Annotated in this window: 18 protein-coding genes; 3 read left to right on the top strand and 15 right to left on the bottom strand. The window is 66.4% G+C overall.

Annotated features, from left to right (window positions below; all coding sequences use genetic code 11):
* Positions 1-36 precede the first annotated feature (36 nt).
* The 4 genes from NNX38_RS04250 to pdhA form a co-directional block, all read right to left on the bottom strand.
* Positions 37-897, bottom strand: coding sequence for an MBL fold metallo-hydrolase (locus NNX38_RS04250; RefSeq protein WP_255796901.1), 861 nt, complete (start codon positions 895-897; stop codon positions 37-39).
* Positions 898-960: 63 nt separating this feature from the next.
* Positions 961-2,550, bottom strand: coding sequence for a dihydrolipoamide acetyltransferase family protein (locus tag NNX38_RS04245; RefSeq protein ID WP_255796900.1), 1,590 nt, complete (start codon positions 2,548-2,550; stop codon positions 961-963).
* Entirely contained in the window at positions 2,547-3,680 is a 1,134-nt protein-coding gene (locus tag NNX38_RS04240; RefSeq protein WP_370646365.1) for an alpha-ketoacid dehydrogenase subunit beta, read from the bottom strand. Before NNX38_RS04240 ends, NNX38_RS04245 begins: the two co-directional genes overlap by 4 nt.
* Before the next feature lie 26 nt (positions 3,681-3,706).
* Positions 3,707-4,924, bottom strand: a complete 1,218-nt coding sequence (gene pdhA, locus NNX38_RS04235) for a pyruvate dehydrogenase (acetyl-transferring) E1 component subunit alpha (RefSeq protein ID WP_255796899.1) — start codon at positions 4,922-4,924, stop codon at positions 3,707-3,709.
* A 184-nt stretch (positions 4,925-5,108) separates the two neighbouring features.
* Between pdhA and NNX38_RS04230 the strand changes: the two genes are divergently transcribed.
* Positions 5,109-5,561 carry an Lrp/AsnC family transcriptional regulator gene (locus NNX38_RS04230; protein ID WP_255796898.1) on the top strand — a complete coding sequence of 151 codons (453 nt, stop codon included), beginning with the start codon at positions 5,109-5,111 and terminating at the stop codon, positions 5,559-5,561.
* Positions 5,562-5,746: 185 nt separating this feature from the next.
* Here NNX38_RS04230 and NNX38_RS04225 read toward each other — a convergent pair whose 3' ends face one another.
* The 7 genes from NNX38_RS04225 to paaA all read right to left on the bottom strand — a co-directional run bounded on the left by NNX38_RS04225 (position 5,747) and on the right by paaA (position 10,772).
* Positions 5,747-5,995 carry a DUF6480 family protein gene (locus NNX38_RS04225; RefSeq protein ID WP_229950199.1) on the bottom strand — a complete coding sequence of 83 codons (249 nt, stop codon included), beginning with the start codon at positions 5,993-5,995 and terminating at the stop codon, positions 5,747-5,749.
* Between the two features lie 120 nt (positions 5,996-6,115).
* Positions 6,116-6,883, bottom strand: coding sequence for an enoyl-CoA hydratase/isomerase family protein (locus NNX38_RS04220; protein WP_255796896.1), 768 nt, complete (start codon positions 6,881-6,883; stop codon positions 6,116-6,118).
* A gap of 9 nt (positions 6,884-6,892) precedes the next feature.
* Positions 6,893-8,026 (bottom strand): 1,2-phenylacetyl-CoA epoxidase subunit PaaE, encoded by a 1,134-nt coding sequence (paaE, locus tag NNX38_RS04215; RefSeq protein ID WP_255796895.1) that lies wholly within the window; start codon positions 8,024-8,026, stop codon positions 6,893-6,895.
* Between the two features lie 4 nt (positions 8,027-8,030).
* Positions 8,031-8,534 (bottom strand): 1,2-phenylacetyl-CoA epoxidase subunit PaaD, encoded by a 504-nt coding sequence (paaD, locus tag NNX38_RS04210; RefSeq protein ID WP_255796894.1) that lies wholly within the window; start codon positions 8,532-8,534, stop codon positions 8,031-8,033.
* Between the two features lie 5 nt (positions 8,535-8,539).
* Entirely contained in the window at positions 8,540-9,424 is an 885-nt protein-coding gene (gene paaC / locus NNX38_RS04205; RefSeq protein ID WP_370646369.1) for a 1,2-phenylacetyl-CoA epoxidase subunit PaaC, read from the bottom strand.
* Positions 9,355-9,810, bottom strand: a complete 456-nt coding sequence (gene paaB / locus NNX38_RS16800; RefSeq protein WP_304661484.1) for a 1,2-phenylacetyl-CoA epoxidase subunit PaaB — start codon at positions 9,808-9,810, stop codon at positions 9,355-9,357. Before paaB ends, paaC begins: the two co-directional genes overlap by 70 nt.
* A 2-nt stretch (positions 9,811-9,812) precedes the next feature.
* Complete coding sequence (gene paaA, locus NNX38_RS04195; RefSeq protein ID WP_255796892.1) at positions 9,813-10,772, bottom strand: 1,2-phenylacetyl-CoA epoxidase subunit PaaA; 960 nt, start codon at positions 10,770-10,772, stop codon at positions 9,813-9,815.
* 157 nt (positions 10,773-10,929) lie between these two features.
* Between paaA and NNX38_RS04190 the strand changes: the two genes are divergently transcribed.
* Both NNX38_RS04190 and NNX38_RS04185 read left to right on the top strand, forming a co-directional pair.
* On the top strand, positions 10,930-11,529 hold the full coding sequence (locus tag NNX38_RS04190) for a hypothetical protein (RefSeq protein WP_255796891.1): 600 nt from the start codon (positions 10,930-10,932) through the stop codon (positions 11,527-11,529).
* A gap of 95 nt (positions 11,530-11,624) precedes the next feature.
* Positions 11,625-13,802, top strand: a complete 2,178-nt coding sequence (locus NNX38_RS04185; protein WP_255796890.1) for a S9 family peptidase — start codon at positions 11,625-11,627, stop codon at positions 13,800-13,802.
* Positions 13,803-13,939: 137 nt separating this feature from the next.
* Here NNX38_RS04185 and NNX38_RS04180 read toward each other — a convergent pair whose 3' ends face one another.
* From NNX38_RS04180 to NNX38_RS04165, 4 genes are read right to left on the bottom strand one after another with little or no spacing between them, the layout of a single operon-like run.
* Positions 13,940-14,992: a LacI family DNA-binding transcriptional regulator gene (locus NNX38_RS04180; RefSeq protein ID WP_255796889.1), complete on the bottom strand. Its 1,053-nt coding sequence runs from the start codon at positions 14,990-14,992 to the stop codon at positions 13,940-13,942.
* Positions 14,989-16,455: a GH1 family beta-glucosidase gene (locus NNX38_RS04175; protein ID WP_370646364.1), complete on the bottom strand. Its 1,467-nt coding sequence runs from the start codon at positions 16,453-16,455 to the stop codon at positions 14,989-14,991. Before NNX38_RS04175 ends, NNX38_RS04180 begins: the two co-directional genes overlap by 4 nt.
* 2 nt (positions 16,456-16,457) lie before the next feature.
* Positions 16,458-17,402, bottom strand: a complete 945-nt coding sequence (locus NNX38_RS04170) for a carbohydrate ABC transporter permease (RefSeq protein WP_255796887.1) — start codon at positions 17,400-17,402, stop codon at positions 16,458-16,460.
* Complete coding sequence (locus NNX38_RS04165) at positions 17,399-18,358, bottom strand: carbohydrate ABC transporter permease (RefSeq protein ID WP_255796886.1); 960 nt, start codon at positions 18,356-18,358, stop codon at positions 17,399-17,401. Before NNX38_RS04165 ends, NNX38_RS04170 begins: the two co-directional genes overlap by 4 nt.
* Between the last annotated feature and the right edge of the window lie 10 nt (positions 18,359-18,368).

Raw genomic sequence — 18,368 nt, 5'->3', positions numbered from 1 at the left:
AGACTATCCCCAATCCGGTTCCGGTCCGGCCGGTGATTACTGCTTGAGCCACTTCCATCGGGCAAGGGTCCGCAGGCGGGTGAGCAGCGCCCGGGACTGGTCCGGCCCGTACGGCAGGATGGGAATTGCCTTCGTCATGTCCACCGATGCCTGGTCCATGGCGCTGCGGGTGACGGCGACGGCGGTGCGCATCTTGTTCATTTGAGTGGTCACGAAATCCACGGTGACGGGCTTTCCGTGCCCGGGAACGAAGACCGTGTACAGGTCCTCGAGTGCCGAGATTTTCCCCAGCGTGCGGATCCAGTCCTTGGGGAAGGAGTCCTCGAAGGCCGGATCAGCGCCCTGTTCGACGAGATCGCCGGTGAAGAGCACGTCCCCGGCTCCCACCAGCAGGTCATGGTCCGTATGGCCTCGTCCGAGGTGGAAGAGGGTCACGGAGATGCCGCCCAGGTCCAGGTCCACCGGTGCGTCCTCCACCAGCTTCGTGGGTTCGGCGATTTCCGTGTTTTCGCCCATGGCTGCAGCCATTTCGGGTTCGGCGTCGGCAGCCTGCGGGCGGTGGCTGTTGCCGTTTTCACGGATACTGGCGGCGCATCCGGCGGTACCCCAGATATCCTCCACGCCGTTGGCGAGCATCAGGGCGTTGCCGAAGTAGTGGTCGAAGTGGGCATGCGTGTTCACTGCCGTGAGCGGCAGGTCGGTCAGCGTCCGGGCGGCGTCGTAGATCTCCTGCGCCATTCCGGGGCCTGCTCCGGTATCGATCAGCAGTGCCCGATCGTCCCCGATCACCAGCCCGGTGTTAACGGCAAAGGCAGCATTGGCGCGCACCCAGACCCGGGGCGCGACCTCCTGCCAGCCACGCTGGGTGGGGATGTGCTGCTGCGGTGTTTCTGTCATGTCAGCTTTCCTTTTCGCCGGCTCGGTTTCCAACCTATCGCGGGTGGTTGTCTGCGGCACGTATTACAGGTCCGCCAGCACGCGGCCCGGATTTTCGACGGCGTCGGCAACGTAGCGCAGGAAGCCGCCGGCGGTCGCGCCGTCGCAGACGCGGTGGTCGAACACCAGGGTCAGCTGGGTGACCATCCGGACCGCGAGCCGGCCGGAAACCACCCACGGTTTTTCAATGATGCGTCCCACGCCGAGGATGGCCGACTCGGGGTAGTTGATGATGGCAGCGCTGCCGTCCACCCCGTAGACACCGTAGTTGTTGAGCGTGAACGTGCCCGAGGAAAGTTCGGCAGGGGTTGCGCGGCCGGCCTGGGCGGCCGAGGTGAGACGCCGGATCTCCGCGTCCAGTTCCCGAGTGGACAGGGTGTCCGCCCGCCGAACCGAGGGAACCATCAACCCGCGCTCAGCCTGCACTGCGATGCCCAGGTTCACGCCGTCGAAGGCATCAATCACGGCCTGTTGTTCTTCCTTGCCCTTGCCCGTGTTGTCCCGTGCCTTGTCCCTCGATCCCGCGCCGATCCCCTCCCCTGCAGGCACAAACCGGGTGTTTAGTTCCGGGAACCGGGTGAGTCCGGCCAACGTGAAACGGGCCAGGAAAGCCAGCAGCGACGGTGTGTCCTCCCGCTGCCGGGAAAGGTCCGCGCGCAGGTCCATCAGGGCCGTGGCATCCACATCCACCCACACGGTCGCCTCGGGGATCAGGCTGCGGCTGCGGCTCAGGTTTGCGGCGACAGTGCGCCGCAGGCCACGCACCGGAGTGCGCGAGGTGACGGCGAGCCCTGTCCGCGCGTCTGTTGCGGCGTCGGATGCCCCGGTTCCGCGGGCATTCCATCGGGCCGCCGTTTCTTCGGTGGTGACTTCCTCCACCCCGGCGGGAGCCGCGGCAGCGTGCTCCGCCGCAGCGGGAGCCATGGCGGCTTCGACATCGCGGCGCAGAATCAACCCGTCGGGGCCGCTGCCGGCCACATCCGCCAGCTTCAAACCGGCATCACGGGCCAGGCGCCGGACCAGAGGGGATACACAGCGCGGAGCTTCCGTCCGAGCGGAGCGGCCGGCAGCTTGACCGGCAGCCGCCCCAGCAGCCGCGCCCATCCGCCGCCGAGGCGCACGGGTGCGCCGCGGGGACTGCCCGCCGGGCGGGGTTCCGTAGCCGATAAGTACGTTTCCGGACCCTGCCTTCTCTTCCTCCCGGTAGGCCTCCCCCGCCGTGGCCTCCCCCGCTGCGGTCTCACCGGCGGTTTCCGCAGCCGCTACTGCTTCGGCCGCTTCCGCCGGTCCCACGGCCGCCGCGGGTGCCATCGTTTCCCCGGTTCCCGCAGCTGTCATTCCGGCGGCCAGGCCGGCCCCAACCGTGGCCACGGCAGCGGTCTCCACCGAGATCAACGGATGCCCGACGTCGACGCTCTCGCCGGCCCGGCCATGCAGCTGTGCCACGCGGCCCGCAAAGGGGGACGGAACTTCCACCAGGGACTTTGCCGTTTCCACTTCGGCAACAGGCTGGTCCACCACAACCGTGTCCCCCACGGCCACGAGCCAGCTGACGAGTTCAGCCTCGGTCAGGCCCTCACCCAGATCCGGCAGCAGGAAGGTGCGCACACTCATCGGGGATCCTCCGAAGCAGAAGTTCCGGCACCCGCGCCGGAACCGGGAGGCTCCTCCCACTGCAGCTCATCCACGGCGTCCAGGATGCGGTCCACGCCGGGCAGGAACCAGTGTTCCAGCTTCGGCGCCGGATACGGCACATCGAAGCCGGTCACCCGCAGCACCGGTGCGGCGAGGGAATGGAAGCAGCGTTCCTGGATGCGGGCCACGATTTCCGACGCCACCGAGGCAAACCCCGGCGCTTCGGAAATGACCACGGCCCGTCCGGTGCGCCGGACGGACGCGTCGACCGCGGCGTCGTCGTACGGAACAATCGAGCGCAGGTCGATGACCTCCAGGGACCGACCCTCGGCTTCGGCGGCTGCCGCTGCAGCCAGCGCCGTCGACACTGACGGCCCGTAAGCCACCAGCGTTGCGTCCGTTCCGGTGCGCGCCACAGCTGCTGTCCCGATACCGTCCGGAACCTGCCGGCCTGTGTGCAGTGCTTCATCGGCGGCCCGGCGCAGGACGGCCAGGTCCACTGTTTCCTTGCTCCAGTAGAGCTTCTTGGGTTCCAGCAAAACCACCGGATCATTTAGCCGGATCGCGTCGCGCAGCAGCGTGTAGGCATCGGCTACGGTTGCCGGCGCGACGACGGTCAGGCCGGGCGTGTGCGCGTAATAGGCCTCGGAGGAATCGCTGTGGTGTTCCACCCCGCCGATCCCGCCCGCATACGGAATGCGGATCACCAGCGGAAGTTTCACCTTTCCCCTGGTCCGGTTGGACATCTTCGCCACGTGGCTGACCACCTGCTCGAACGCTGGGTAGGCGAAGGCGTCGAACTGCATCTCCACTACCGGACGCAGACCGTTCATCGCCATGCCCACGGCCATTCCCATGATCCCGGATTCGGCCAGCGGAGTGTCGAAGCAGCGGTCGGTTCCGAACCGCGCAGTCAGCCCGTCGGTGATCCGGAAGACCCCGCCGAGCGGGCCCACATCCTCGCCGAAGACCACGACCGTCGGGTCGGCGGCCATTTCGTCGGCGAGCGCGGCGTTGAACGCCTTGGCGAAGGTCAGGGTTTCCGGTCCGCTCCCTGCATCGGCCATCTCCCGTGCCTGGGGCGGAGTGTCCGTTGGAGTTGCTGCCATGGTGCTGCCTTTCAGATCAGGAGGTGTCACCGCGAAGCGCCGGGATCTGCGGGGTTCCCGGTGCCGTCCGGACCTGCGGCTACGTTGCGGACAAGCGCATCGCGTTCTGCCTCGCCGCGTTGCAGTTCGCCGCGCAGCAACTCGGACTGCTCCGCCAGCTGCGGAGTGCGCCGGGTATAGACGTGTTCAAACAGCGCCAGCGGGTCCGGTTCGACGTCGGTATTCAGGCCCTCGCGCATGGCTGCCGCGAGCGCTTCGGCAGCCGCTGCCAGTTCATCCTCACGGGCGTCATCGAGCAGCCCGCAGCCGCGCAGGTAGGAACGGGTCCGGGCCAGCGGGTCCCGGGGCAACCAGTCCTGCACTTCTTCCGCCGAACGGTACCGGGTGGCGTCGTCCGCGTTGGTGTGGGCCTGCATGCGGTAGGTATGCGCTTCCACAAGTGCCGGTCCGCCGCCTTCGCGTGCCCGCAGCACTGCCGCGCCCAGGACGGAGATGAGGGCGGCGACGTCGTTCCCGTCCACCCGCTCCCCCGGCATGCCGTATCCGATGGCTTTGTGCGCCAGCGACGGCGCCACGGACTGGTTTTTCAGCGGTACCGAGATGGCGTATTCGTTGTTCTGGATGAAGAACACCACGGGTACGTGGAACACGGCGGCAAAGTTGAGCGCTTCGTGGAAGTCGCCCTCGCTGGTGGCACCGTCGCCGCACAGGGCAAGCACCACGGTGTCCTCCCCCTTGAGCTTCGCGGCGTGCGCGACGCCGACGGCGTGCAGCAGCTGGGTGGCCAGGGGTGTAGCCTGCGGGGCCACCCGATGCTCGTACGGGTCATAGCCGCTGTGCCAGTCTCCGCGCAGCAGCGTCAGCACCTGCAGCGGGTCCACTCCGCGGGACATCACGGCAACACTGTCCCGGTACGTGGGAAACAGCCAGTCCTGCGTTTGGAGCACGGCAGCGGCGGCTACCTGGCAGGCTTCCTGCCCGTGCGAGGAAGGGTAGACGGCCAGCCGCCCCTGACGCACCAGGGCGTTGGCCTGGTCATTGATTCGCCGGCCCGCCACCAGACGGGCATAGGCATCCAGCAGCATGTCATCGGCGGGCATCGCGTACCGGGAATCCTGACGGGCTGCGCCGCCGGCATCCAGCAGCTGGACGGGGACGTCCGAGGGCAACAGGGCATCCGCGCTCCCGGAACCGCTTTCGGCGCCAAAGGCAGCCTGCCGGGTCCTGCCGGTAGAGATGGTCATCGCGAGCCTCCGTCCGCAGCACCGCGGCATCTTTGCACACGGAACTTCTGTCTTGCCAGTATGCTTTCGGCCGTTGAATCGTTACCAGCATTCCCCGAAATCTTGGACGCCAGCGCTCTGCGGGAGTAATCTGATGGACACCTTGCAAATGTGACGCAGATTACTTGGGGAGAGCGTGGACATTATGACTACAACGCAGGTGCAGCCGTTGGATGACATTGACCGAAAGATCCTGGCCGTCCTGCGGTCCGACGGCAGGGCATCGTTTACCGCCGTCGCGCAGGAAGTCCATATCTCCCGGGCACACGCCTACTCGCGGATTGCCCGACTCACGGAGTCCGGAGTCCTCAGCCGATTCACGGCGCTGGTGGATCCGGAGAAGGCCGGCCTGGGCTCTTCGGCGTATGTGACGCTGAAGGTCCGCCAGCACGCCTGGCGGGAATTGAAGGACCGGCTCAGCGAGGTGCCGGAGATCCACCACATCGCCCTGGTGGGCGGCTCGTTCGACGTGATTGTGCTGGTCCGCGCCGAGGACAACGTCCACCTGCGCAGGGTCATCTTCGACCAGCTGCAGTCCATGCCGGGTGTCCTCGACACGCAGACCTTCCTGGTGTTCGAGGAACGCGACACCCGCTGACAGCGCAGCAGGGAAAGTTACAGCGCAGCAGCGGAAGCAAAGCGCAGCAGCGGAAGCAAAAAACAGGGCCCGCAACTGCAGGCCCTGCTTTTTACGTCTGCTTTTTATGTCTGCCCGGACGGTTCATTCGATCCAGGCAGCTTCCTTGGTCCAGGCATTCATTCAGTCCAGTCCAGTCCGGCAGGTCAGTTTTCGTCGTGGCCCTGGTCGGTGCTCATCTGGTCCTCTGCCGGAGGGGTCTCTCCCGGAGGAACGCCGCCACCGGGCTCGAGGCCGGTGATGTTGCCGTCCAGCGGATCAGGATTGGTGCTTCCGGCCTTTGCCTCGCTGTGGGCGTGGTTGCCGGTGCCCTCCTGCGTATTCGAGCCCTTTTGCGCGTCCTTGGGCTTATCCGGGTTCGCCGGGTCATTGTTCGGGTTATAGCTGTCGGCCATGTTCCGCCTCCTCGGTGTCTCAGGGTTCTCTAGCGCCGGCAAGCACCTGTTGTAAGTATGCTTACGAGTTAGTTCCAACCTAGTCCGGTGTCCGCCGCATCACAAGCCGGCCCCGGACGGTCACCCCTGGAAAACGGGCCTGCGCTTGGCCAGGAAGGCGTTAAACCCTTCCGCATAGTCGGGAGTTCCGCTGAGCTTTTCCTGCACGGTGTTCTCGGCATCCAGCGCTTCCCAGAAACCCAGCCGCCGGTCCCTGATCTGTGCCACGAGTTCCCGGGACGCCGTGAAGGCCTGCGTGGGTCCGGACGCGACGCGCACTGCCGTGGCACGGGTGCGGTCCAGCAGTTCGGCGGGGTCCATGGCACGGCTGAACAGCCCGCCGGCTACGGCCTCCGCACCGCTCATCAGATCCGCCGTGTAGATCAGGTCCAGGGTGCGGTGCGGCCCCAGCCGTTCCGTGAACAGCCAGTGCCCGCCCGAATCCAGTGCCGCACCCAGGTTCGCGAACGGCGAACCGACCTTCGCGTCCGTTGCCACATAAACGACGTCGGTGGCCACCAGCAATCCGAGCCCCACTCCCAGACACGCACCCTGGGCAGCAGCGAATGTCGGCGCCGGGAAGGCGGTCATCTTCTGCAGCAGCGGCAGCAGGTCATCCACGAGGTAGCCGCGCGCGTCGTCGTGTTCCGGGGAGACGGTGGAAAGGTCCCGCCCTGCACAAAAGCTCCGGCCCTCTCCCCGCAGCAGCAGTGCCCGCACTCCGGCGGCAGCGGCGTCGTCGTATGCCTGTCCCAGTTCCGCCAGGGCGGGACCGTCCAAGGCATTGAGTTTCTGCGGGGCGTTCAGGACCACTTCGGCCACGCCGTCGGAGATGGTCAGGTCGATCATCGGGTGCTCCTAGGCGTCGTAGTCAACGGTCACTTCCGGGCTGGTGGGGCGGCTCTGGCAGGTCAGCACGTAGCCGCGCTCCAGTTCCTCCGGTTCGAGCGCATAGTTCTCCTCCATGTCCACGGTGCCGGAGACCAGCTTCGCCCGGCAGGTTCCGCAGACGCCGCCGGCGCAGGCGAAAGGCACATCCGGACGGACGCGAAGGGCAGCGTTGAGCACGGATTCGCGGGCGTGCACCGGGCTCGCCACCTTGCCCTGCAGCCCGTCCAGCCGGAAAGTGATGTCGAAGTTCTCCCCTGAACTGTCGGGGAGAAGCGGACGGCCGGCGGAGCCTTCCGGCCGGTCGGGCCGTCCGGTGGTGAAGAGTTCGAAACGCACCTTAGCCGGGTCGACGCCGCGTTCGGCGAGCGCGTCGCGGCACAGCTGCACCAGGTCGAACGGGCCGCAGAGCAACCATTCATCCACCGCTGCGGCCGGCAGCACCGAGTCGATCAGGGTGGTGAGTTTCCCGGCGTCGAGCCGTCCGCTGAGCAGCGGCGAAATCCGCTGTTCGCGGGAGAGGACGTGATGCAGGGCGAACCGGGACGGGTAGCGGTCCTTCAGGTCCGCCAGTTCCTCCAGGAACATCACGTCCATGGCCGCCTTGTTGGCGTAGACCAGGTCAAAGCGCGTGGTGTCGGAGGAAGCCAGCACGGTGCGGGCGATCGCGATGACCGGGGTGATGCCGGACCCTGCGGCTACGGCGGCAAACACCTGCCCGTGCAACGATTCCAGGCCGCGTTGGCCCGGGGCGTGCCGGGAGATGAAGCTGCCGGCCGGGCTCATAACGTCCAGTACGTCACCGGCCCTCAAATGCTCGTTCACCCAGGAGGAAAACAGGCCGCCCAGGTCCCGCTTGACGGCCACCCGCAGTTCGCCGGGCTTCGGCTCGGCGCAGATGGAGTAGCTGCGCCTCAGTTCCGTGCCGTCCAGGACAGTGCGGAGGGCAACGTACTGTCCCGGCAGATAGGCGTAGGCCTCCACCAGCTCGGACGGTACGTCGAAGGTGACCTCGACGGCATCGCCGGTCAATCGGCGTACGGCGGCAACGGTCAGTGGACGGAAGGCACCGCGGCGGGGCGGCGCATCGGGAAGGGCGGTCATAGCTTCAGAGCACCTTGAAGTAGTCGAACGGTTCCCGGCAGTCGCTGCAGACCCACAGCGCCTTGCAGGAGGTGGAACCGAACCGGGTCAGCTCACGGGTGTTCAGCGAGGAGCACTGGGGGCATTTCACGCTCAGGCCCACCCGGACGGGACCTGCGGCGGCGCGGCCCGACGGCGGCGCGATGCCGTAGGCGTCCAGCTTCGCTTTGCCTGCACTGCTCATCCAGTCGGTGGTCCATGCCGGAGCCAGCTCGAGGGAGACCTGGACGCTGGGATAGCCGGCCGCGCCCAGGGCTGCGGTGACGTCCTGCCGGATGGCGTCCATGGCAGGACAGCCGGAATAGGTGGGGGTGATGGCCACCTGCACCTGCGCGTCGGTGACCTCCACCCGCCGGAGCACGCCCAGGTCCTCGATGGTGAGTACGGGGATTTCGGGGTCGCAGACCGTGGCGGCGATGTCCCAGGCCGCTGCCGCGGCGGGGTCCGCCGGGCGCAGGGAGGATTCCATCAGGCTCACCACGATGCACCGGGATGTTCGCGGGCCAGCACCTGCATCTCTGCCAGCAGATAACCCAGATGTTCGCTGTGCTGTCCGCGCCGGCCGCCGCCGGGAGCGGGCTGTATCACGGGCAGATCCAGTTCCGCCTGGCGGAGTATGGCGGCAATGTGGCCGTCAAAGGCAGGCTTCAGGGACGAGGGCAGAACCGCCCGGCTTCCGAGCGAGACCACGAGCTCGTCGTCGTCGAACAGCTCGGCCACGTACGGCCAGGTCAGTTCGAGCGCACGGATCATCCGGCGTCGGGATTCGTCCGTGCCCAGGCCCAGCCGGAGCACCCACTGGGCGCTGTGGTCCCGGTGGTAATCCACTTCCTTGACCGCTTTCGCTGCAATCGCCGAAAGGGTGGGATCGGTGGAATGCTGCAGCGCGCCGTACAGCTCGAACTGGTAGAAGGACACCACCAGCTGCCGGGCAATGGTCCGGGCAAAATCGCCGTTGGGCTGCTCCACCAGATGCACGGAGCGGAATTCGGTTTCCTGCCGCCAGTACGCGAGATCATCCTCGGTGCGGCCGTCAGCACTGCCGGCATAACTGAGGAAGGAGCGTGCATGCCCGATCAGGTCGAGGGCAATGTTCCCCAGGGCCACGTCCTCTTCCAGTTCCGGTGCCCGCGATATCCACCAGCCGAGCCGCTGGGCCAGCACCAGCGCGTCGTCGCCCAGGCGCAGGGCATAGGCGGCGGTGTTCGCGTCTGCCCGCGTTCCGGCGGCGGCAATGTCCTCCGGCCGCAGGGCGTTGCCCGGGGTAATCCGGGTGGCGCTGTCTGAACTCACAGGTGCTTCACCCCTTCCGACTTGGTGTAGTAAGTGGCGTGGCGGTAATCCTTGCCCTGCGGGGATTCGAAGAACTGCCCCTTGGCATCGGGATCGCTGGCAATAATGGCCGACGCCGGCACCACCCAGAGCGAAACGCCCTCGTTGCGCCGGGTGTACAGATCCCTGGCGTTGCGCACTGCCATGTCCGCGTCCGGCGCATGAAGCGAACCGGCATGCACGTGGGACAGGCCGCGGGAGGAGCGGACAAACACTTCCCAGAGCGGCCAGCCCGCCGCGGGGGTCGGCGCAGCCGTTGGCGTTCCGGGAGTTGCCGTCGCCGACCCCGCCGGCCCCGCGCCGGCGTCGTTGACTGTGGCCGGCTTCGATCCCGCGTCCTGGACTGCGGCCGTGCCGGCGCCCGCGACAACCGGCGTCGAGCCGTCGTCGCCGGTTGTTGATCCGCCCGTCATGGCTACGCTGCCCCCGCTTCGCTGGAGACAGCACCGGCGCTGCTGCGGCCGGCCTGGCGGGCGGCATAGGCCGCCGCGGCTTCACGCACCCAGGCGCCGTCTTCGTGGGCCTCCCGCCGTCGGGCCAGACGCTGCGAGTTGCACGGACCGCGCCCGGCAAGGACTTCGGAGAACTCGTCCCAGTCGAGCGGTCCGTGTTCCCAGCGTTCGGTCTCCTCGTTGAAACGGATATCCGCATCGGGAAGGGTCAGGCCGAGGACCTTCACCTGCTCGACGATCATGCCGACAAAGCGGGAACGCAGTTCGTCATTGGAGAAGCGTTTGATGTTCCAGGCCATGGACTGGCGGGAATTCGGTGAATCCTCGTCCGGGGGTCCGAACATCATCAGTGAGGGGGCATACCAGCGGTTGATTGCGTCCTGGGCCATCTCCCGCTGTGCAGGGGTGCCGTTGGCCAGTTCCAGCAGGATCTCGAAGCCCTGCCGCTGGTGGAAGGACTCTTCTTTGCAGATCCGCACCATGGCCCGCCCGTATGGACCGTAGGAGGCGCGGCAAAGCGGGACCTGGTTGCAGATTGCGGCACCGTCCACGAGCCAGCCGATGGCACCCATATCCGCCCACGTCAGCGTGGGGTAGTTGAAGATGCTCGAGTAGCGAGCCTTGCCGGCAATGAGGTCCGCGGTCATTTGGTCCCGCGGTGTGCCCAGGGTTTCAGCGGCGGAGTACAGGTAGAGGCCGTGGCCTGCCTCGTCCTGCACCTTCGCCATCAGGATCGCTTTGCGTTTCAGGGACGGTGCACGGGTGATCCAGTTTGCTTCGGGCTGCATCCCGATGATTTCCGAGTGTGCGTGCTGGGAGATCTGCCGGACCAGCGTCTTTCGGTACCCGTCGGGCATCCAATCCCGCGGCTCCACCCGGGCGTCCGCTGCAATGAGTGCGTCAAAGTGCTCTTGCCCGCTCATGTTTCTCCGCTTCCACTTGCGCCGGCGAGTGGTCCCCAGTAGCCGCGCGCTAAATAATTACCGACCGTTCGTTCAGGATATGGAGGTGCGGTGGGCCAGTCAAGGGGAGGGCTATGTAAAACTGGTGAGTAGATGTTGCGGTGCGGAAAGGAAAGTCATGGGTATTCCAGGGCCCGACGCCGGCCGCCGGCCCATCCGTGCGGGTGCAGCTTCGGGTGGCAGCGGATCTTCTTCGGAGCAGGCCGTCGCAGAGCCGGCAGAACGGACGTCCGCCGCCGTCGTCATCGTCCCCACGCTTCTGGGCCTGCTGGGTTTCTTTGCCGTGTCGGCAGCCGTCACCGCTGACGAGGCGACCGTCAGCGTCACCGCCCCGGGGTTGCTGCTGGCCCTTACCGCCATGGTGGTGGCCGGGGTCAGCCCGCTTTACGCGGTAAATCCCACCTGGGCGTCCCTGCGGCGGCCGGCCCTGATGCTGGCGGCCTGCCTCCTGGCGGAGACCGTGCTGCTCCTGTTTGCGCCGCAGGTGATCCTGTTCTCGCTGCCGGCACTGCCGCTGGCCCTGTGCGGAGGAGGTGTCCTGTTGGCCACGAGCCTGTGGGGCCAGTTCCGCAAGGGCCCGGCACCCGAGCCGGTGCTCCTTCCCCGGCACCAAGCCGCAGCGCGCTCCTTCACCTCCACTTTGCTGGTGGTGGTAGTGAACTGGGCCCTCTTCCTTGCCGCCGGTGCACTCTGCGCCTGGCTGCTGCTCGGGGACTAGCCCGAAGCCCGCACTGAGCCGGTCCGCGGCTAAGCCGCGAGCATAACGCCAGCGCGGTCCTTCGACGCCGCCGCCGGGATGGATATATTCGAAGCATGACTACTCCCCAGCCTCCGGTTGCCAAGAAAGTCCCCACCGAACGCACCCGCCACGGTGACACGTTCATTGACAACTATGAATGGCTCCGGGAGAAGGAAAACCCGGAGGTGGTGGAACACCTCAAGGCAGAGAACGCCTACTCCGCGGCAATGACGGCAGACCAGGAACAGCTGCGCGGCGAGATCTTCAACGAGATCAAGAACCGCACCGAGGAAACGGACCTGTCCGTTCCGGCACGCAAGAAGGGCTGGTGGTATTACACCCGCACCGAGGAAGGCAAGCAGTACGCCATCCACTGCCGCACCGCAGCCCAGGACACTGGGAACCTCGACGCCGATTGGACGCCGCCCGCCGTCGTCCCCGGCGTTCCGGTCCCTGGCGAACAGATTCTCGTGGACGGCAACGCAGAGGCTGAAGGCAAGCCGTTCTTCTCGCTGGGCGGACTGGCCGTCACCGAAGACGGCAACCTGCTGGTGTACTCCGAGGACAACGCCGGAGACGAGCGGTTCACGCTGCGGATCAAGGACCTGCGCACCGGGGACCTGCTGCCGGACGTCATTTCCAACGTTTTTTATTCGCTGGCCTTCTCCCCCGACGGCCGCCGCGTCTTCTACACCGTGGTGGATGATTCCTGGCGTCCGTACCAGGTCAAGGCCCACACGCTCGGCACCCCGGTGGAGGACGACGTCGTCATTTACCAGGAAGACGACATCGCCATGTGGACCGGCTTCGATCTCTCGGCGGACCGCCGGCAGCTACTGATCGGCATCAGCAGCTCCGAGTACAGCGAATACCGGGTCCTGGACTTCGACGACCCCACCGATACCGTGCGCACCCTGATCCCGCGCAGCGAGCGCATCCTTTACGAAGCCGAGCCCCTGACCCTGGACGGCACGCGCAAATACCTGGTGACGCACAACCGGAACGCCCTGAACTCGATGCTTTCGCTCGTCGCCGAAGAAGAGTTCAGCAAGCCGCTGGCGGACCAGCACTGGGACACCGTCATTGCCCACGATGACACCGTGCGCGTCAACGGTGCCGCCGTAACCCGCACCCATGTGCTCGTGTCGGTCCGCAAGGACACCACCGAGCGGGTGCAGATCCTGCCTGTGGAAGGCCTCGGCACCCCGGCGCAGGGCGCGCCTGTGGAACCGGCGTTTGACGAAGAGCTCTACACAGCCAACCTGGCCAACGCCGAGTTCGATTCCCCGATCGCCCGCCTCAGCTACACCTCCTACCTCACGCCGCCGCGCGTCTACGATTACGTGCTGGCCACCGGAGAGCTGGAGCTGCGGAAGGAAACCCCCGTAAAGGGCGGTTACCGTTCCGAGGAGTACGTGGCCGAGCGGGAATGGGCGACGGCGGCGGACGGCACCCGCATTCCGCTCTCCGTCATCCGCCGGGCGGACCTGCAGAAAGACGGCAGCAACCCGGCACTGGTCTATGCGTACGGCAGCTACGAACTGAGCATGGATCCGGCGTTCAACATCGCCCGGCTGTCGCTGCTGGACCGCGGCGTCGTCTACGTGGTGGCGCACATCCGCGGCGGCGGCGAGATGGGCCGCGCCTGGTATGACAACGGCAAGAAGCTGAACAAGAAAAACACCTTCACCGACTTCGTGGATGCGACGGACTGGGTTGCCGCCTCCGGCTGGGCGGATCCGGACCGGATCGCCGCAATGGGCGGTTCCGCCGGCGGGCTGCTGATGGGCGCCGTCGCAAACCTGGCCCCGGAAAAGTACCGGGCAATCGTGGCGCAGGTGCCCTTCGTGGATGCACTGACGACCATCCTGGATCCGGACCTGCCGCTCTCGGCCCTGGAATGGGAGGAATGGGGTAACCCCATTACCGATCCGGAGGTCTACAAGTACATGAAGGAATACAGCCCGTACGAAAACATCCGGGCCGTGGACTACCCGCAGATCGCCGCCGTCACGAGCTTCAACGACACCCGTGTGCTGTACGTCGAACCGGCCAAATGGGTGGCGCAGCTGCGTGAAACCACTACCGGCAGCGAACCGATCGTCCTGAAGATCGAAATGGACGGCGGCCACGGCGGAGCCTCGGGCCGGTACGAGGCCTGGAAGGACCGGGCGTGGGACTACGCGTTCATCCTGTCCGCGCTCGGCGCCCGGGAACTGCTTCCGGCCGCCCGCCGGGAGAACGCGGCCTAGGCGGACGGGGCATTCTGCGTAGCCCGCATCGCCGAGCGAGGAACGAGCGAGGCAGCCGCGAACCAGGATTCCCTCTTCGAGCTTGCGAGATGGAGGGCGGGGTCGCGGCGCTAAGGGCGGCAGAATGTCCCGGTAGCCTAGGCGGACTCCCGGACCACGAGCTCCGGCGGGTAGACGACGGGCTCCAGATGTGAACCGGGCTCTTCGATTTCGCGCAGCAGCATCTCCGCGGCCCGCCGGGCCATTTCGACCATCGGGTTGACCACCGTGGTCAGGCCCGGCGTGCTGGTGGATGCGAGCCGGTGGTTGTCATATCCCACCAGCGCCACGTCGCCGGGCACGGACAGTCCGCGCCCGCGCAGCACCTCCAGCACGCCCAACGCCATCGGATCGGACGCGGCAAAGATCGCGTCGATGCCGGGGTCGGCGTCGAGCAGCCGGGCGGCGGCGGCCGCACCGCCCTCGGTGGTGAAGTGTCCGGATTCGACGCCGGCCGGTTCCAGCCCCGCCTCGGCCAGTCCCTGCCGCCACCCCTCGGTCCGGTCCTGCGCGGCAGTCATGTCCGCCGGCCCGGTGACCGTGGCGATCCGTCGGTAGCCGCGGTCCGTGAGGTGCCGGGCAGCGAGCAGCCCTCCGGTCCGGTTGTCCGTATCCACGAACGCCAGTCCGGCGTGGTCCTGCCAGGGCCGGCCGATGAAAACTGCGGGCAGCGTTGCGTCCGCCAGTTCGGTTTCCAGGGCGTCAGCTTTGTGGTGGGAGACGATGATGGCTCCGTCCACATGGCCGCTGCGCAGGTATCGGATGAACTGCCCTTCCTTCTCCCCCTGGCGGGCAATCAGCAGCACCAGCTGCACTTCGGTGTCCTTCAAGGCCTCCGTGATTCCGTTCAGAGTCATGGCGAAGAAGGGATCCACCAGGACACGGCCGTCCGGCTCCGGGATGACCAGCGCAATGGAATCGGCACGGCTGGTCGCCAGGGACCGAGCCGCGCGGTTAGGTGTGAAACCCAGCTCCCCGATGGCCGCATCGATGGCGGCCTGCGTCTGGGCACTTACCCGGGCACCTCCGTTGATGGCACGGGACACAGTCGAGCGGGAAACTCCGGACAGCGCCGCCACGTCTTCCAACGTGGGGCTGCTGCGCCGGAGTTTCACCGGCCCGCTCCGGGGCCCGGGCCTGAGGATGCTCATAGTTCCGACGATACGACATACGCAGGTGTCGCGGTGCCCGGCACCGGAGTGCCTGCGGGCAGGGCATTGGCGGCGGCCGCTTCCGCGTACCAGCGGGCGCTGGCTTTGGGCGTCCGCTGCAGGGTTTCGTAATCGACGTGCACAATCCCGAACCGCTTGGCGTAGCCCCAGGCCCACTCAAAGTTGTCCATCAGGGACCAGGCAAAGTAGCCGCGGACGTCGACGCCGTCCGCCACCGCGTCCTGCACCGCTGCGAGGTGCGACCGGATGAAGTCGAGCCGGTCCAGGTCCTGGACGGTCCCGTCGGCCACAACGTCGTCATCGAAGGCTGCACCGTTCTCGGTAATGTACAGCGGCACGCCCGCCGGCCCGGTGTAATCGCGCTGCAGCCGGTTCAGCAGCCGCCGAAGTCCCTCGGGCTGGATTTCCCAGCCCATGTTCGTTTGCGGCAGTCCGCGCCGCACGGCATGGATCCCGTCGGCGGCAGGATACGGGCTCGCCGTAGGACGTGCCGAGGGGGCCGCCGTCGTCAGGGGTGCCGCCGGCGGGGTCTTGGTGAAGGCATCACCGTGGTAGTAATTCACCCCCAGGAAGTCGATGGGGGAACTGATGACCGCCAGGTCTCCGTCCTGGACGTGGGATTCGAAGCCGTAGGGAGCCAGGTCCGCCACCACGTCCTCGGGGTACTTCCCATGGAAGACGGGGTCCGCGAACATCCGGTTGAACTGCCCGTCGATGCTGCGGGCTGCGTCGACGTCGTCGGGGTTCTGCGGATCGGCGGGATCCGCAACCGTGAAGTTCAGGGTCAGGCCGGTGTCCAGTCCCGGGTCCCGTCCCTTAAGCGCCTGGACGGCAAGTCCGTGCGCCAGCAGCAGGTGGTGGTTCGCGGCAACCGCGAGTTTTCGATCCTGCAGTCCGGGCGCATGCTCGCCGCTGGCGTAGCCGACGTACGCGGAGCACCAGGGCTCGTTCAGGGTGGTCCAAGCCGTCACCCGATCGCCCAGCACGTCATGGACGCTGAGGGCGTAGTCGGCAAACCGGTACGCCGTGTCCCGGTTGGCCCAGCCGCCCTGGTTCTGCAGGGCCTGCGGCAGGTCCCAGTGGTACAGGGTCAGCCACGGCTGGATCCCGGCTTCGAGCAGCGAATCCGTCAGCCTGCTGTAGAAGTCCAGCCCCGCAGCGTTGACCGGGCCGCCGTCGGGCCGGATCCGTGCCCAGGAGGTGGAGAACCGGTAAGAGCCCAGGTTCAGTGACTTCATGAGGGCCACGTCATCGTCCATGCGGTGATAGTGGTCGCAGGCGATGTCCCCGTTGTCACCGTTCACCACTGCGCCGGGAACGCGGCTGAAGGTATCCCAGATGGAATCCTTCCGGCCGTCTTCCGATGCAGCACCCTCCACCTGGTAGGCGGCGGTCGCCGCACCCCACACGAACCCGGACGGGAATGAGGCGTTGTTGTTCATGGTCATCCCTTAACCGCTCCCTGCATGATTCCTGCAACCAGGTGCCGTCCGGCGACGGCGAAGACGATGAGCAGCGGAATGGTGGAGAGCACCACGCCGGCCAGGACCACTGAGTAGTCGACAAAACGTGCGGACTGCAGTTGCTGCAGTGCCACCGGCAGGGTGGGGTTCTGCGCATTGAGGACAATGAACGGCCAGAAGAAGTTGGTCCAGGTGGCTACAAAGGTGAAGAGTGCCAGCATCGCTGCCGCAGGACGCGCAGCTGGGAGGGCGACATGCCAGAAGGCCTGCCACATGTTGGCGCCGTCCATCCGTACCGCTTCGATCAGTTCATCCGGCAGAGCGTCCTGCAGGTACTGCGTCATCCAGAAGACACCGAAGGCAGTGACCAGCCCCGGAATGATGACCGCTCCCATGGTCCCGGTCCAGCCGAGCTTGGACATCACGATGAACAGCGGGATGACACCGAGCTGGGTGGGTACGGCCATCGTGGCCACTACGAACACCAGCAGTGCCTTGCTTCCCCGGAAGCGCAGCTTCGCGAACGCGAAACCGGCTAGAGAGGAGAAAATCACTACGGAAGCTGCCGTCACGGTGGAAACGAGGATGCTGTTACCCAGGGCTTTCCAGAACGGGATGGTATCCAGCACCGTGGCCGCGTTTGCGAAGAAGTTGCCGCCGGGAATCAGCGGGACTCCCTTGACGATCGCCGTGCTGTCATGGCTGGCCACCAGGACGGACCAGAGGATCGGGAGGGCTGAGCCCAGGACCACGGCCCCCAGCAGCCCGTAGGTGACAAAACCCGGACGGCGGTTGAATCCGCCGGTTTTCCGCCCGCGGACCCGTGCCGGGCGCGGCGGCTGTGCACCGCCGCGGTCCCGACGTCGTCTGGCGGATTCGGCGGCTCGTTTGCCGGCCGTCTGTTCAACCATGGGTACGGAGGTCATTTCCGTCCTCCCTGCGAGGCAATGCGGCGGGTGATGAGGAAATTGAGGGCCGCGATAAGCACGATGATGACGAACAGCAGCCAGGCGACAGCGGAGGCGCGGCCCAGGTTGCGCTGCCCCCAGCCCAGTTCCCAGATGTACATGGTGAGGGTTTGCCACTGCCGGTCCGCGCCGCCCAGGCCGTAGGCGTCAAAGACCCGCGGCTCGTCGAAAATCTGCAGGCCGCCGATGGTGGCGGTGATGACCACGAAAATGATGGTGGGCCGCAGCATGGGAACGGTCACCGAAATGAACTGCCGCCAGCGGCTGGCGCCGTCGAGGATGGCTGCTTCATACATGTCCCTTGGCACTGCCTGCATGGCAGCCAGGAAGATCAGGGCGTTGTACCCGGTCCAGCGGAAATCCACCATGGTGGCGATGGCGACGTGGCTCGCCAGGGTGTTGGAGTGCCACGGAACGGGATCCAGGCCGATGGAGGTCAGCAGCCCGTTGATGGCGCCGGATTGGTCAGCGAAGACATTGCCGAAGATCAGGCCCACTGCCACTGGGGCAACCACATAGGGAACCAGTACGCCCATGCGCCAGAACGTCTTGGCCCGCAGGTTCGCATCCAGAACGGCGGCAATGCCGATTGCCAGGATGATCTGCGGAACCGCCGAGATCAGGAAGATGCTGAAGGTGTTGCCCACCGCGTTCCAGAAGTACGGCTGCGAGAGGACGAAGGTGAAGTTCTCGGTGCCGCTGAATCCGAGGTTGCCGCCGATGAGGTTCCAGTTGTGTAGCGAGACCCACCCGGTGTAGATCAGCGGGAACAATCCCACGATCGCGAACAGGATAAAGAACGGCGAGATATAGAGGTACGGGGAGACTTTGACGTCCCAACGGGCCAGCCGGCTGCTGAACCCTACCCGGCGTACCGGCGTCCGCGCTGCCGGCGGCTTGACGGTGACAGCCATGGCTATCTTC

Source organism: Arthrobacter sp. zg-Y238 (assembly GCF_024385525.1).
Classification (GTDB): Bacteria; Actinomycetota; Actinomycetes; order Actinomycetales; family Micrococcaceae; genus Arthrobacter_B; species Arthrobacter_B jinronghuae.
The sequence above is the reverse complement of the archived record's forward strand: the minus strand, read 5'-3'. Positions and strand labels throughout refer to the sequence as shown.

Bases quoted from the DNA above. Each gene is read 5' to 3' on its own strand.
- NNX38_RS04185 (WP_255796890.1), top strand. From the start codon at position 11,625: ATGACTACTCCCCAGCCTCCGGTTGCCAAGAAAGTCCCCACCGAACGC.
- pdhA (WP_255796899.1), bottom strand. From the start codon at position 4,924: ATGACCATCTCTACCGGCAGGACCCGGCAGGCTGCCTTTGGCGCCGAA.
- NNX38_RS04240 (WP_370646365.1), bottom strand. From the start codon at position 3,680: ATGGCAGCAACTCCAACGGACACTCCGCCCCAGGCACGGGAGATGGCC.
- NNX38_RS04170 (WP_255796887.1), bottom strand. From the start codon at position 17,402: ATGACCTCCGTACCCATGGTTGAACAGACGGCCGGCAAACGAGCCGCC.
- paaD (WP_255796894.1), bottom strand. From the start codon at position 8,534: ATGGAATCCTCCCTGCGCCCGGCGGACCCCGCCGCGGCAGCGGCCTGG.
- paaB (WP_304661484.1), bottom strand. From the start codon at position 9,810: ATGACGGGCGGATCAACAACCGGCGACGACGGCTCGACGCCGGTTGTC.
- NNX38_RS04180 (WP_255796889.1), bottom strand. From the start codon at position 14,992: ATGAGCATCCTCAGGCCCGGGCCCCGGAGCGGGCCGGTGAAACTCCGG.
- NNX38_RS04230 (WP_255796898.1), top strand. From the start codon at position 5,109: ATGACTACAACGCAGGTGCAGCCGTTGGATGACATTGACCGAAAGATC.
- NNX38_RS04175 (WP_370646364.1), bottom strand. From the start codon at position 16,455: ATGAACAACAACGCCTCATTCCCGTCCGGGTTCGTGTGGGGTGCGGCG.
- paaE (WP_255796895.1), bottom strand. From the start codon at position 8,026: ATGACCGCCCTTCCCGATGCGCCGCCCCGCCGCGGTGCCTTCCGTCCA.
- NNX38_RS04245 (WP_255796900.1), bottom strand. From the start codon at position 2,550: ATGAGTGTGCGCACCTTCCTGCTGCCGGATCTGGGTGAGGGCCTGACC.
- NNX38_RS04250 (WP_255796901.1), bottom strand. From the start codon at position 897: ATGACAGAAACACCGCAGCAGCACATCCCCACCCAGCGTGGCTGGCAG.
- NNX38_RS04225 (WP_229950199.1), bottom strand. From the start codon at position 5,995: ATGGCCGACAGCTATAACCCGAACAATGACCCGGCGAACCCGGATAAG.
- NNX38_RS04165 (WP_255796886.1), bottom strand. From the start codon at position 18,358: ATGGCTGTCACCGTCAAGCCGCCGGCAGCGCGGACGCCGGTACGCCGG.
- NNX38_RS04220 (WP_255796896.1), bottom strand. From the start codon at position 6,883: ATGATCGACCTGACCATCTCCGACGGCGTGGCCGAAGTGGTCCTGAAC.
- NNX38_RS04190 (WP_255796891.1), top strand. From the start codon at position 10,930: ATGGGTATTCCAGGGCCCGACGCCGGCCGCCGGCCCATCCGTGCGGGT.
- paaA (WP_255796892.1), bottom strand. From the start codon at position 10,772: ATGAGCGGGCAAGAGCACTTTGACGCACTCATTGCAGCGGACGCCCGG.